Raw genomic sequence first — 13,341 nt, forward strand, 5'->3', positions numbered from 1 at the left:
CATGAGAAAAGTCTCTTGCGAGGATGGCTTCTACCAAAAACGTTCCAAGCCCCGGCCTGCCAAAAATCACCTCGACCAGCACAAGCCCTTCTAGAAGAAAGGCGAGTTCTAGGCCGAAAACTGTAATCACGGGGATAGCCGCATGTGGGGCGATATGATCCCGTCCTATGATCCGCGCACGCACGCCTCTGCGCCTGATCGCGGGTAGGAAGGGTTGTTCGCGCGCCTCCAAGATGCCGGAGCGAATGATCCGTGTCAGAGAGGCCGTAACGCCCAAGCCTAAAGAGAGCGCAGGCAAAATAGCATGGGAGGGCGTGCTTGCACCAAGGGCTGGCAGCCATGCGAGTTTGACGGAGAAGACAAGGATCAGGATCAGGCCCAACCAATACGCGGGGATGGCATTTCCAAGCGACGCTAAGGCAATGGCGGCGCGATCCAAGACGCTTCCGGGGCGTTTTGCAGCGATTAGTGCGAGCGGAACAGAAAGGGTCAGACCGAGCGCGAGCGCCGCGAATGCGAGTGGGAATGTATATCCGATAGCCGTTTTGAGATCAGGCCAGACCGGACGGCCCGTGACCGCCGAATATCCCAAGTCCAACCGGAGCAACGGTGCGAGCCAATCCTCAAACGCTTGCCAGAAGGATTTATTAAGGCCCACCTCTTCGCGAACCTGATCAATAACTTCGTCGCTCAAGAGCGCATCAAACCGCGCCATCGCGATGGCCTGAGCAGGATCACCGGGTGCGTTCCAAAGAAGAGCGAAGGTCAGGATTGCTGTCCCCGACAGCACCACAAGGGCGCGCGAAAAGAGGCCTGCGATGATATTGATCATGCCGTTGCCTCAAAAGCGCCAAGGGCAATTGCTGCGTCGCGCAGTGTGCGCGCGTAGGGTGAGCTGGGGTTCAGAGCAAAGGTTTCTGCATCGGCAATTTCTTCCATGCACCCTTCTTTCAGAACCGCGATTTGATCGGCATGCGCAACGGCATAGCCAAGATCATGGGTCACGATCAGGGCTGCGAACCCCTCCTCTTGCTGCAGCTGTGCGATCAGCCGCGCGGTGTGTTTCTGGGTCACCGCATCGAGGGCCGAGAGCGGTTCATCAAACAACACCAAAGGCGGCGATGCGATCAAGGCGCGCAGAATACCCGCGCGCTGAGCTTGACCAATGGAGACTTCATCAGGACGGCGGTCTAGCAGGTCCACTGGCAGCTCCAGTCCCGCGCAAAGCCGTTCGAGCCGCCCATCCGCCAGTTTCAGTCTTTGCGCCACGACCGGCTCCATGACGGAACGGTGCAGGCTCTGCATCGGATTGAAGGCTGCGCGCGGCTCTTGCATCACGAGGGCGGGACGCACGGATTTTAAAGGAGCGTCATGCCACATGATGACACCAGAGGCGGGTTTCAGAAGTCCAAGGATGGCCGCAATCAGGGTCGATTTACCAGCGCCGCTTTCGCCAACAACAGCAAGAGTGTTACCCGCGGCAAGGGACAGCGAGATATCCGCCAACGTGGTGCGAGCGCCGCGTTTCACAACCAAGTCGCGCACCGTCAGCATGGCAAAGCCATCCAATTGCGATGCGCCGAAAGCGCTGCTGCGGCCTTTGTTTGGGGTTGCTCGAGAATATCTGCTGTGTGGCCCTGCTCGACCAAACATCCGGCCTCCATGACCATCAATTTATGAACGCGCCGCGCGGCCAACCCAAGGTCATGGGTGATCAAAAGCATTGCCGTGTCTTTGCTGGTGAGGAATTTTTCGAGCAAACCCATCGTCGCAGCCGCGATTACTGGATCAAGCGCGGATGTGGGTTCGTCCAGCACGATCAGATCCGGCGCGCCGATCAGCGCCATTGCAATTACAAAGCGTTGTTGCATCCCGCGGCTCCAGCCCCACGGCCGCTTTCGCAAATCAGCCCCATGGATGCCGAGCGCTTTGAACAATCCTTGTTGATCCGTATCGCCGGGCGTCAGACCCAGCGCGGTTTCTGCTTCACGCCAGTGGAACGCCATGGACCGCAGCAGATCAAGCGCCTCATCCGGGCTTTGCGGGACATGGGCCACTTTGTGACCCTGTGTGCGAAGATCATCAATCAGCGCGTGGCCTAAAGTGGATTTCCCAGAGCCCGACGCGCCAACGAGGCCAATGCGGCCTCGCGGTTCGATCTCTAGCGATGTGGGTTGCAATATTATGCGGCCCGAGCGACTTGCGCTCAGGCCGGATACAACAAGTGTCATTCTACCAGTTTTGTCTCATACGTAATCCAATAGGTCTCGGTCGGGTGTACGCGGTATCCAGTCAAACCCGCCACGCCCACATTTGTTTGACTGACGTGGAAAACAGGGATCAGAGCGGCCTCATTTGCGATAATGTGCTGCGCTTCATCATAGATCGCTTTGCGAGCAGTGTGATCAAAGGTCAGTCGACCCTCGCCCAGAAGCTCGTCCAGTTTTGCATTGGCATATTTGCCAGAGTTGGACCCGCCATCAGATTTCAGCAAGGTTTCAAGAACTGCGCCAGGGTCGCCCTGCGGTGTTGTCACCCAAGCTTGCAAAAATAGATCAGCCTCACCAGCGGCCATTGCATCATTGCTCGCCCCCCATTCACCTACGGTAATGTTGGCCTTGATCCCGATGGCAGACAGAAAGGCTTGGGTCAGTTCAGCGGTTGGCGGCAGGGCTGCGCGGGACGAATAGGTCACGATGTCGATCTCAATCGGTTCGCCGTTTAGCACCCAAGTGCCGCCCGTTTTTACGGCGCCCGCCTCTGCCAACAGTGCCTCTGCGCGTTCGGGGTCATAGCTCGCGGGGATGTCAGCGGCCCATCCTGTTCCGTCAGGATAGATTGTGCCAGCAGCTTCACCGCCAACACCTGACAAAGCCGCTTGCACGACGCCTTCACGGTCGATGGCATATGATACGGCTTTTCGGATCAATGGGTTGGCCATAGGGCCGCTTGCCGCGTTCACGGTGTAGAAATAGAGCCTTGCTGTGGGGGCAGAAAACCCCTGCGCGCCAGTTTCCTGAATACGCGTGAAGTCGGTTTCGGGATAATTGATTACCAGATCGACCTCGCCTGCTTCGAATGCCAATGCCGCTGTTGCTGGGTTGCTCGAGACGACGACGCTGACTTCGTCAAGGCCCGGAGTTCCTAGACGGTAGGTGTCATTGGCTTGCACGCGATACAGCTGTTTTGGCACGGCTTCCTTAAAAATGAACGGGCCTGTTGCATTGATCGGGAAGTCTTCAGAAGCGCTGCCAAGGATCGCGATACCCGGCTCGGACAATGTCCAAGGGAAGGCGGCGTTCGGCGCGTTTGTTTCGAATACAACGACGCTGCCGCCATCTGTGGACATGCCAGCCAGATCAAGCAATTTCGCAATACGGGCGTTGTGGCCTACGTGTTCTTCATCAGAGATCGGTGTGATCGCATCGATGACTGCTTGCGGTGTCACTGGAGAGCCATCGTGAAATGTCAGTCCAGCGCGCAAAGTCACACGCCATGTTGTTGGCGCCACTTGTTCAATGCTCTCTGCCAGTCGCGGATAGAGGTTCATCTCATAGTCGATCCCCATCAGTGTTTCGGTGACGCCTGTCTGGTTTGACATCCAACCGTTGTAGCCCGCGCGCGGGTCAGGCACTTCGGCATTCGGGCCAAAGCCAACTGAGATGGTGAGGTTACGCTCTTGGGAGAGAGCTGGGAGTGCTGTGCTGCAAACAAGCGCTACGGTGCAAGCCAAACGGGAAACGAACGACATGAAGATTTCCTTGAGATTAATGAGTTGAAATTGAAGACGTTGGATGAGGCATCTTGGGCCAGCACTTGCGCCTTCAGCCCAATTGAGCGAGGCGCGCGTCTCGTCATTGGGTCGCCAAAAAGCGGTTGGACAACTGGTATCTATGCGATCCAAATTAGGTGAGCTTAATCTCGCAACTCACATAGCTACCAGCATAACGCAACTACAAAAGTTACATATTAAAAAACTCTGCGGAACCTCGCGCACAACCCGCAACGGTTCCGCTTGTTTAAGGCCAACCTTTTGCCTGTCTATCCACTCGCTAAAAATGCGATTTCGTTTGAGTTTCGGGCCAGTGCTCGCTCGGTTTCGCCATAGTTTAAAGGTAGGAGTATCGGGGCAACGCCCGTTATGCACGGCGACGACGGCAGCGTCGCGACGGAAACATCGGAGCTCAACGATTGAAAGGCCAGCCCGTCGTAGTCGCGCTCAATTGCCTGAACATCAAAAACTGTATGACCGACATCCAGTAACACACGTCGGATGCCCTCATGCTCTGGGCGCAACTCCTGTAGAATGCTGGCGCTCGCATAAGACGTCGGTTTGAGCCCAAAATTTTGTTGGCTACCCGGGATGCTCCCTGTCAGGATCGCCTCGCCCACCCTGAGTTCTGCGTCAAAGGGCTTGGGCACCTCGATCTGCTCAAGAATGGGCAACACTGCTGATCCCCCGATGGACATTACAGGAGACATCCCTAATCGAGAGGTAATTGCCTTGACGCTCAAGCGATCCAACATGCGTTGGATTTCCGCGGGGCACGGTGGTTCATGAATGAGACATCCAAAGTTCATCTGAAACCCACCAATTTGAACGCGGTCACCGTGGCGGTGTTCGATCTCAATCAAAACATCCGCGATATCCTCGCAGAGCAATCCCTCGCGGTTTTCCGAAGTGGCAACCGGAATGATGATTTCGGGTATGCGATCCACGTTTACAGTGTTCAAAGCGGACACATCAGTAACGACGATACGGTTGAACGCATTGCCCTTACGGGCCTGCATGCGCTGTCTGGGGTACAGGGTCGATACGTCCCGACCTCGCAATACATCCAAGACGGCCTTGTCATCCTTGCCGAGGGCAAAGCGAAGGTCAGCGATTTGGCTTAACTCACCAACAATATTCGCGTGTAGATAGCCGCCCTTCAGCACCACCCGCATTGAAAATCCGTGCTTTTGTGCTAAAGATCGGCACCGTTTTATATTATGGTTCAGCGCTTGAATGTCGTAGACGTATTTGTGGTCTTCGATCAGATAAGCCGTTGAATTGAGAACGTGACTACTCATTGGCTGCCCTCGATTTTGTGGCGCACTCAAATTTATTGTGGAGAGCATTCTTTTGGACGACAGTGATTTCAGTTCTGAAGTTGTTTTTCTGAACCGAGACGAAGAGCGTGAAACGCTTCTGTCGTCCTTGCCTCCGACGGCGACGCAAAGTCAGCTTTTGATCGTGCGTGGCCCGACCGGCGTTGGGAAATCTTCGCTTACAGAATGGGTCTGCGAGCAAATCGATAGTGCGGTCACAACTGTTGTGATCGATCCCTACATTCGCGGTCGGGACCTTGATCCAAACAGGGCTTACGACGGCTATTACTTGCAGCTTTGCGTTGCTGGTCTTGATGAGCACTTTAGCCGCGTCCCCGGATCGGTTGATCGGTTTGCGCAGTTTGCTCTGTCCCGAGGTGTGAAGAACCTGAAGGGCTTCGATGTCAAAAAGACGCTCAAAGAGGTTACCAGCCTGACAAAGATGGTCGGCCATGCTGTCGATGCAAGCGAGCGCGTCACGGGGCGCGGGAGCTTTTCCCCTAAATCGCTTTTGACCAGCGATAGCGCCGAAGCGATCGAGGTCTGCGCCGAATACTTCAGCTATGTTGTGTCGAACCTGGAGTTGGTTTTGGTCGTGCGCGAAGGTCAGCATTTTGACACCGTCAGCCTGCGCCATATCCTGAGATCGATGGCCGACAGCAGCCAGTTCTTTCCACTGATAGAATATACGAGCAACGATCAGCGTTTTCAGAAGCGCCATGATGTGCAGATCAAGAACCTGGCTGACCCGAAAATCTGGGACATTGATGTGCTTGACTGGCCCTATGTTGCGGAGCTCTTGCAAAGATATGGGCAGCATGATCAAACCCTGATTGGAGAATTCCAAGCCCATTGGGATGGTAATCTGCGCACGATTGACGAGCTGAAATATCGGGTGACCCTTGGAACCGGTACGATCAGCACAAAATTCAACGCACCCCTGCCCCACAATGCGATCTCTGCGATAGCGCTTCGTCTTAAGGACATGACGCGGGCCGAACGTCTTCTGCTTGCGATCTTGCAAGAACACAATGAACCGATAGCGCGGGAAGTTCTGCTTGAAATTTGGGAGGCCACGGACAGCGTTCTTGGGCTGTCCCCAAGGTTGTCGGACGTCCAAGACAATATCCATAGCAGTTTGCTGTCGATATCGGACACAAGCGTCGGGCTGAACAATGACGATGTCGCATCTGCCATATCCGATTTGGATGACGCATCGCTTTACGCGATCAGCGCCAGAGATGTTTTGTTGGCTTTCTACGAAAACATGATCAACACAGGCGCGCCCGGCAGCGCGACACGCGCTGTCGCCATGCGCCATACGACGCGGTTTGCAGCCCTGAAGAAGGACCCTGTTCTTCTTGAAAAGACGCTTGAGCGGCTCAACGCAGAAATTGACGCAAAGGGTGATCCCACCACCTACGTTGATCAGGTCATTGCCTGTCTCAGAACTGCCAATGACTTGGGCAGCAGCGAGCGAGAGGCGCTGGGGTCTTGGGCGGCCCAGCAGGCCTACAGGTCCAGCAATTTCGAACTGGCTGTCGATGCGATTGAAGTGGCCCAATTGGCGGGTCCCATTTGGGATAGCGTATTGGCGCACGCATTGATCGAAGTGCATCGCGAACCGGAAGCGACCGAAATTGCGAACCGCATGCGCAACGAATTGCCATTTGATCAGGCTGACCTGATGAGCGATCTCATCTTGGGAAATCTTGATCTGGTGCATAACAGGTTGGATGCCTGCCAACGGCGTCTTGAACGGACAATCGAAGAAGCCAAACGTCGCGACAGTGTCTTGCTTGGTCATGCTTACCGATTGCTTGAGAGTGCGGTCGATATTGAAGCCGCTATCGAGCTTTGCCAAAAGAGCACCGATGTCTATGTCGCCGCCGGGCTTTCCAGGTCGGAGGGTCAGTCGCGATTGACAATCACACGGCATTTGTCGCGCGTGGGACTGATCGATGGTGCGTATGATGAAATCAGCAAAGCTGATGATCTTCTGAACGACGTCGCAAGTTCCCGTCATTTCCTGCTGAACAACCGCGCCGCTGTGGAGCTTATGTCCGCCGAGCCAAACTATGACTCGGCCGCCGGCGATCTGAAACGCGCGCTTTTCATGAGCAGAGACAGGTTCAGCGATCTGACAATTCTGCAAAACCTCGCAATTTGCGTTTGGCAGATGAATGGTGCCGACGCTGCGGTCGAAGTCGTGAACCAAGCATTGCGCGCGCTTGAGGAATTGGATTCCACAACCAAACTGATGGCTGATAGCGTTGGTGGTGTGGCAATCGCGATCTTTGAAGCCGCAGGCAGACACGATGACGCGCTGCGCGTTGCCAGCTTCGTCATTGAAACGGTCGGCGTCGATATCGACGCCGATCCGTACTGGGTCTGGCGCTACAATCGCTCTGAATTGAGGCCGCAAACCCATCATGCCTATGTTCTGGACAAGCCCTACCATCCTAGCTTCCTCAGTCAGTGGCAATTGGATTGGGAAGTCTTGAGCGAGCTGTTTCAATGATCGCTCCAATGACTTCGTGATAGCGCCAACCATCGTTGACGAACCCTTGCGTCATCTGACCACCCTTCCCAAGCCACGCGTCGGGCGTTGCTTCCAAGAAGTGAAACCGGCCATCCTTGAGGCGACCATCGATCCGAATATAGCCGAAGTGGCCAAGGGCGGTTAGGAAGCGCCCCATCGCTTCGCGATCTTCGGTGCAGAGTTCGTCATCGATTGAAACGAGAGAGCGTTTTTGAAGGTTGAAGAACTTTTCATGCGCGCCCCACACGTTTGTCTCGAAATAGCGCGGGTCTCCTTCAATCGCGATTTCGTTCAAGGACATGTAGGTGCCTGCTGGCCCTTCGATTGCGGCAAAACCGACTTCACGTCCTGAGACGAATTCTTCGGCCATGACGGGACCGCCAACAGAGCCGAACAACGTTGTCGCAACCTGTTCCAGCTCTTTTGCAGACCTCACGATGCTCGATGCGCTGATGCCGATGGACGACCCTTCGGCAGACGGCTTAACGACAACGGGAAACGTCCAATCTTGCAAGTGACGCATGTCAGAGATGTCATGATATTCGCGCGCGCGCGGCGTTAAGAGACCGGCTTGCTTTGCGAGCTGCTTAGCGGAAATTTTGCTGTGGCATTTCGCTTGGCCAAAGCCATCAAGGCCGACAAAAGGAATGCCGTGCGATTCACAGATGTCAGGCGTCCATGATGTACGAGAGCGAAACTTCTCACCGCCAAAGGTCGAGAGAACAACGTGCCGCTGTGACATGGCCGTGTTTTCGGTGAGTTGGCGAGGGTGCTCCATGTGGATTGCTTCATATCCACTTTGCTTGAGCGCGGTCATGACCTCATCCAGCGTGTGCGGCTCTGTTTTCTCGAGATCGGTCCGCATCGCGAACTGGTCGGCATCCCCATCACTGTTCGGGGTGTGAATGATGTCAGCCACAAAGATGACGCCATCCACATCAAGTGGTGGTCGTTTAAGAGGAAGAGACCGAGTGAAGTCTTGCATAGTATTTACAACCTTTTCCTGTGATCTCGGGACGGTTTTGCAAAGCCAGCCATTTCCTGCCAAACCTCAGTCATCGGCGATGATGGCAGAAACGCTTTGTTCACGATTTTTTTGTCCTACGAGATTGATTTCCGAACCAAACTCATAGAAGGAACCTCATGCCCCTGTCTCGGGGTCTCCTGAGAGGCCCAGAGGCGCGGAAAATGGCCGGAACGCGTTGAATACCATGACAAAAGCTTGCTCAAGGCTCGGTCAGGTCAAGCACGCCTCTTACTGCTGCCAAGCCCCCCAAACCCCTAATAAGAGGTTAATCCTTGACCTTACTGCACAATGTAGGCGAGAACTTCCCGTCGGCAGTCGCCGAAGGTTATCGATGGTCACTAGAGGGTATAAATTTTGGAAAAGGTACCGAAGTGGCTTTCGGAGGATCCCGATGACTACCTTCACAACGAATATTCAAAACTTGGAGCTGTCATCTCTCCGAGTTGGCAAGATGAGTACGGCCGCTGGAAACATTGCTATTTGCCAGGGTTGCGTGAGGAAGTCAGTCAGGTTTTTCCAGAACTGAACTGTACCGGTTTCATCAAAATGGTGGCACCGCTCATCAAAGGTGCCGTGGCGCTTGTTCCCAACGAAATCAAATCTTGTATCGCGCGCAATAACCCAGCGGATTGGCGCAAACTGCCCGCTCAACAAATTCGCAATACCTGGGGCGCGGATAAGGTCCTTTTCGCAAATGCGTACCTGACATTGATCTGCTTCCAGATGGTTTATTTCATCCACGATGGGGCAATCGAAGGCGTCTCTATTTCGGACGACTATAAGATCGAGGGTATTGAAGACATTGATCCTGATGTTCTTATTCAACGCTTTCGTGATATCAACGCTGGCTACACAGAAACCCGCATCCATCGGTTGAGCATTCATTTGTCAACGTTTCAACTAGTTGTTGATCGCCCTGAGTGGTGGAACGCAATCCTGAGCGACGAAACGTTACGGTACAGTTTCGAGCGCAGCACGGGTCAAACCGATGCAAACTTTCTAAAAGGTCTTTTGGAAGGTTGCCTTATCAGCTTGGCCACAGCGCAGCGCATTTCCAAATGGGCGCAAGATCAAGAGCTGTTTGGGAATGGCGAGCTGAACTGGTGCTACAAGCCTGAAATGTCACCTCGCAAGACTGCGGTAGACAAAGAGTTTATCGTATATTGTGATCGTGAAACTGAGTTCGGTGCAACCAACGCCTAGTTTGGCAGGTTTAGCGCCATGATCCCAAGTAATTTGTAAGCTCGCCGTGGAATCTATCGGCGAAAGATGGTGCAAATCCTAGGTCCGAAAGGATTGTTTTTAATCGTGTGAATGAGAGTTTTCGGTAATCGCCGACTGTTATGACTTGAGGGTGTTTTCGTGCAATTTTGAGAGCGGCGCGTTGCAAGGACCTGTCTCTTAGAAGGCTGGGGACATGGAACTTGTCGGTTGGATCAACGCTCTTTGTGTCGAACGTAAAAACGAAACCTTGGCTCATGTTCACTTGACCTTCTGTTCCATGGATACTGGTGTCATAGGCCTTGTCGACGACGACGTCGCCTGTGTCTCTCAATACCATAAATTACTAACTTTGATTGTCCCACGCCGCGTTGGTGCAGCTATTTTATCGGTTCACATTAATCATAGGGCTTTTTTCGTCAACCGCCTTGTTACGAAACACCGGCGCGTGTTGCCCCCCGCCTCATTAACCCGCTTCTGTAACCAAAACGTATATGGAAAGGGCGGGAATTGGAGATTTTGCTATGTTTGATCAATTATCCGACCTTAGTTGCTGCGCCTGTTTGATAGGCTTTGGTTCTCTCCAGTGGTTTATCTAAAACTTGAATTAGCCAATGCATCCTCTGCGCTTGAGGGATACAACGGTGGCAACAAACATATGAATAGTGGCTTTGTCCGCGCTCTGATAGCAAGCAAACATGACACCGAAGCATTCTTTCCCTCTTTCCGCGGAAACGCAGTTCATCGCTGCGTGTTGCAGATGGCCACATGATGCGGCTGCACACGCTGCGGTTCAGCAGACGATTTCGGGAATTTCTGACTGGAATGTGCTTTTGGACGCCTGTCGTCGTCATCGCGTGTCAGGGTTTGTTTACAACGCTATCAAGCAAGAGACCGGAGTACCGCCCGAGTTCAGGGCACAGCTAAAAAAAGATGCTCTACGAGCCGCTGTTTACGCCAATGCCCAAGCGAAAGAGACTGTTCGCATTGAAACGCACATGCTGGAAAACGGGATCAATTCAATCCATTTCAAAGGACCTGCGCTGTCCCAGCTTGCCTACGGAAAGCTTGAGATTAAGCAGAGCAACGATTTGGACATGCTCGTGAGCGCGGCTGACGTTCCTGCTGCGATCGAAAAGCTTCGCGATCTGAACTACCGTATTAAAGGGGCGCACTATCCGATACAGCCCGTGCTTTGCGATGCGCTCTTGCGGCACCGCAATCAAATTGAATTGTTTAGCCCTCAACGCATGATCGTCGAACTGCACTGGCAACTTTCAAATGCACCGGGGCTTTTGCCAAACATCGAAAAAGACCTTTCCACGCAGCAGGTCGCGTTAGGGCCGCATGGGAGTGTTAAAACACTCGGGGACACGGATCTGTTTGTCTACTTGTGCCAACATGGCGCGTTGCACGATTGGGCCCGGTTAAAGTGGCTCGTTGATGTGGCGGCGATGTTCTTTTCAAAGGGCGACAGTGTAACGGCACCTCTTATGCAAGCCGCTCACGACAAAGGCGCTGGATTGGCTGCCACACAAGCGCAACTCTTGTGCCATTTGTTGTTTGCAACGCCTGCTCCGGCAAGCATCCCACAGCGAACTGCGCAATTGAGCGAACATGCTCTGCGCCGCATCGAGGCGCCCTACACACGCGAAACCTTATGGGAAGAAATCTGCTTCAACGCAGGGCGCTGGCGGGTGCAACGTCACTTTTACCCCAATTCCTTTGCTGCGCTCGGCCTGCTCAAAGTTCACAGGACGTCGCTCAGTGATATTATAGCGATGCCGCTGTCGGCGCGTTGGGACTGGCTCTATCCGATATTGCGTTTGCCACGCTGGCTCATCCGTTCAGTGAACGCAAAGCGATCGACCCGAAAGACATGACATTGCCCAAAAACATCGCACTGCCCGCGCGCTGAGTTAAACTGACAAAAAAGGTTGGCAGGGAATGGTGCCCATTGTTATATGACAGGCACGAAAGCGCCGGGGCTAGGCTGAGCTGATTTTTGAGGAAGAACATGACAACAAAGACAAAGCTGGGTGATGAAAATCACGACACACCGTTGCCAAAATACGAACCCCCGACGCTAATCTGTCTGGACGTTTCAAAAACAGAAAGCGGATCTGCGGGCGCGTTTGAGGCTACTTTTCCTACATTTCCAGACCAAAGTTTTTTGCAAGCATCTTAACGCTCGCGCGATTTGAAAAGCGGTGTTTGGCGCGTTGAAAGTGCCCGTACTTCGCAAATGTATCGTATCGACCTAGGAGCTTTGAGTGCAAACAGGTGTTATCGGCACCCTCTGGCATCAGGATGCCGGCGACCTCGTTGATAGGTTAGATGCTGCATTTCGCGCTGGGGTACGCAACGGATCAGGCGCGGCACGCTGCTCCGAGCAGCTCGAAGGCTGTGTCCTTGCCTGCTTGACGCTACCGTCCAACAAACCCTCCTGCCCACCGCCTGATCCTGTACAGGTTTTCAAAACAACAGGTCTTTTGGTTGCGGCGGATGTGTGGCTTGTGAATGCTGCACAGCTTCGAACGCATTTGGGGTTGGCGCAAAACACTTGCGCAGCGCAGCTAATTGGGAAGCTTTACCAGACTGAGGGCGAAGCTGGTCTGGATCGTTTAAGCGGCGATTATGCCTTTGTCATTTACGATAGCGACGCTGAAAAGATCATTGCCCGCCGTGATCCATTCGGCGTGCGCCCGTTGTTCTGGGCGATGATTGGACCAAGCGTTGCGTTTTCCTCTTTGCCAGAAACTCTCGTCGATGCAGGTTTGATTGAGGGCCAGCGCGATGCCGCAGGCGTTCTGGATATGATCGCCCGTTCCGCGGCGGATCGGCCAGCGACCCTGACCAAAGGTTTGAACCGAATTCCCGCAGCTATGCAAATGACCCTGCAGCGCGGCGATAAGGTCCCCGTATTCAAACGATACTGGACCCCGAAACCGCAAGCAGAAAGCGTGCCACAGTCTTTTGAGGCGTGGACGGGTGCGCTGCGCCAGAAAATGGAGAAGGCTGTTCAATCGCGATTGCCAGACGCTGGTGATCTCGCGGCGTCTGTTTCGTCGGGCTTGGATTCGACCAGTGTTGTCATGTTGGCCGAACGGAATTTGCAGGCGGGGCAGCACATCTTTGCCTCCACCTATGCAGCGTCCCAAGAGGCGGAAAAAGCCTATCCAGGCATGTTGGACGAAACAGAGGTGGCCGCGCAGGTTGTTGCAGGCTCCAACTCGATCTCATGGGAAAAAATTCGATATAGAAAAAATGCAGAACTCACGAATGTGGTCATAGGGGCCGCTACATGGGTGCCCGATGCAGACCTCAACCCTGAATTTAGAACCGCGAAAAATGCCGCGATGCAGGGGGCAGACACGATGTTGACCGGTTGGGGCGGCGACAATGTCGTGAGTTACAAAGGCTACGGAGTGGCTTCCTCCTTGCTCAAGACCGGGAAATG

At 53.9% G+C, this 13,341-nt stretch carries 10 protein-coding genes; 4 read left to right on the top strand and 6 right to left on the bottom strand.

Annotation, left to right across the window (positions count from 1 at the left end; translation table 11 throughout):
* The 5 genes from ABJQ89_RS09400 to ABJQ89_RS09420 all read right to left on the bottom strand — a co-directional run.
* The coding region (locus tag ABJQ89_RS09400) for an ABC transporter permease (protein ID WP_348495991.1) at window positions 1-832 on the bottom strand (832 nt) is incomplete at its 3' end.
* Entirely contained in the window at window positions 829-1,554 is a 726-nt protein-coding gene (locus ABJQ89_RS09405; RefSeq protein WP_348495992.1) for an ATP-binding cassette domain-containing protein, read from the bottom strand. The genes ABJQ89_RS09400 and ABJQ89_RS09405, both read right to left, overlap by 4 nt.
* Window positions 1,548-2,231 carry an ATP-binding cassette domain-containing protein gene (locus ABJQ89_RS09410; RefSeq protein WP_348495993.1) on the bottom strand — a complete coding sequence of 228 codons (684 nt, stop codon included), beginning with the start codon at window positions 2,229-2,231 and terminating at the stop codon, window positions 1,548-1,550. Before ABJQ89_RS09410 ends, ABJQ89_RS09405 begins: the two co-directional genes overlap by 7 nt.
* Window positions 2,228-3,751: an ABC transporter substrate-binding protein gene (locus ABJQ89_RS09415; RefSeq protein WP_348495994.1), complete on the bottom strand. Its 1,524-nt coding sequence runs from the start codon at window positions 3,749-3,751 to the stop codon at window positions 2,228-2,230. The genes ABJQ89_RS09410 and ABJQ89_RS09415 overlap by 4 nt, the downstream gene beginning before the upstream one ends.
* Window positions 3,752-4,041: 290 nt before the next feature.
* A complete protein-coding gene (locus tag ABJQ89_RS09420) occupies window positions 4,042-5,073 on the bottom strand; it encodes a hypothetical protein (protein ID WP_348495995.1) in 1,032 nt (343 codons plus the stop codon).
* Window positions 5,074-5,125: 52 nt separating this feature from the next.
* On the opposite strand from ABJQ89_RS09420, the gene ABJQ89_RS09425 reads away from it, so the two are divergent.
* Window positions 5,126-7,612 (top strand): hypothetical protein, encoded by a 2,487-nt coding sequence (locus tag ABJQ89_RS09425; protein ID WP_348495996.1) that lies wholly within the window; start codon window positions 5,126-5,128, stop codon window positions 7,610-7,612.
* Here ABJQ89_RS09425 and ABJQ89_RS09430 read toward each other — a convergent pair.
* Entirely contained in the window at window positions 7,563-8,618 is a 1,056-nt protein-coding gene (locus ABJQ89_RS09430; RefSeq protein ID WP_348495997.1) for a hypothetical protein, read from the bottom strand. The genes ABJQ89_RS09425 and ABJQ89_RS09430 overlap by 50 nt on opposite strands.
* 396 nt (window positions 8,619-9,014) lie before the next feature.
* Between ABJQ89_RS09430 and ABJQ89_RS09435 the strand changes: the two genes are divergently transcribed.
* The 3 genes from ABJQ89_RS09435 to ABJQ89_RS09445 form a co-directional block, all read left to right on the top strand.
* The gene (locus ABJQ89_RS09435) at window positions 9,015-9,863 is read left to right on the top strand and encodes a hypothetical protein (RefSeq protein ID WP_348495998.1); all 849 of its coding nucleotides are present in this window, start codon (window positions 9,015-9,017) and stop codon (window positions 9,861-9,863) included.
* Between the two features lie 716 nt (window positions 9,864-10,579).
* A complete protein-coding gene (locus tag ABJQ89_RS09440; RefSeq protein ID WP_348495999.1) occupies window positions 10,580-11,764 on the top strand; it encodes a nucleotidyltransferase family protein in 1,185 nt (394 codons plus the stop codon).
* Window positions 11,765-12,154: 390 nt separating this feature from the next.
* Window positions 12,155-13,341 (top strand): asparagine synthase-related protein (locus ABJQ89_RS09445; protein ID WP_348496000.1); only part of this gene is annotated, 1,187 nt, incomplete at its 3' end.

The organism is Planktotalea sp., from assembly GCF_039984035.1.
Taxonomy (GTDB): domain Bacteria; phylum Pseudomonadota; class Alphaproteobacteria; order Rhodobacterales; family Rhodobacteraceae; genus Planktotalea.

Bases quoted from the DNA above. Each gene is read 5' to 3' on its own strand.
- ABJQ89_RS09405 (WP_348495992.1), bottom strand. From the start codon at position 1,554: ATGCTGACGGTGCGCGACTTGGTTGTGAAACGCGGCGCTCGCACCACG.
- ABJQ89_RS09410 (WP_348495993.1), bottom strand. From the start codon at position 2,231: ATGACACTTGTTGTATCCGGCCTGAGCGCAAGTCGCTCGGGCCGCATA.
- ABJQ89_RS09415 (WP_348495994.1), bottom strand. From the start codon at position 3,751: ATGTCGTTCGTTTCCCGTTTGGCTTGCACCGTAGCGCTTGTTTGCAGC.
- ABJQ89_RS09420 (WP_348495995.1), bottom strand. From the start codon at position 5,073: ATGAGTAGTCACGTTCTCAATTCAACGGCTTATCTGATCGAAGACCAC.
- ABJQ89_RS09430 (WP_348495997.1), bottom strand. From the start codon at position 8,618: ATGCAAGACTTCACTCGGTCTCTTCCTCTTAAACGACCACCACTTGAT.
- ABJQ89_RS09440 (WP_348495999.1), top strand. From the start codon at position 10,580: ATGACACCGAAGCATTCTTTCCCTCTTTCCGCGGAAACGCAGTTCATC.